We start from the raw sequence: 511 nt of genomic DNA, 5'->3' as shown, positions 1-511 counted from the left end.
GAGATTTCAGCAGCGGGGTGACGCGGACGCGGCCGGTTAGCAGGTCGTCCATAAGGCCGGCTTTGATCGCCCGCAGGACCTCTAGCTCCTGCAGCTCGCTTTGCAGTTGAGCATCTAGTGCCTTGGAGCGACACAGGATTACGCTCTGCTCATCAGGTTTCGGAATGGCAACTTTTAAGCCGGTAACGATTGCTGAGCTGATTTTCACCATGCTTTCAGACGTTCCAGATGCAGAACCCTGGATTTGCCGACGCACCTTGCTCGATTGCAAAACTAACTGCAGGAACTCGGCGCTGGTTTCCTCGGACGGCATCAGCCGCATCATTAAATCCGGGTAAGTGCAAGGCGTACCAATAACGCGGTATACGCCCACAATGCCGACCAGGTCCCTTGTATTTGCCCGGCTGATGAGCAGGCCACCATCATTGAGCAATGCTTTCCCCAGTCTTCTATCCCCGTCGGGTGCGAGCTTGAGCTGAGCTCCAAAGAAGCCCTCCTTCGTAAGGCACCC

General features: G+C 55.8%; 1 protein-coding gene. It reads right to left on the bottom strand.

Annotation, left to right across the window (positions count from 1 at the left end):
* Positions 1–433 (bottom strand): hypothetical protein (locus ACU8YC_RS26275; RefSeq protein WP_446896158.1); only part of this gene is annotated, 433 nt, incomplete at its 3' end.
* Positions 434–511 lie beyond the last annotated feature (78 nt).

The organism is Citrobacter sp. VF227 (genome assembly GCF_052950715.1).
This window is presented reverse-complemented; position numbering and strand designations above follow the sequence as displayed.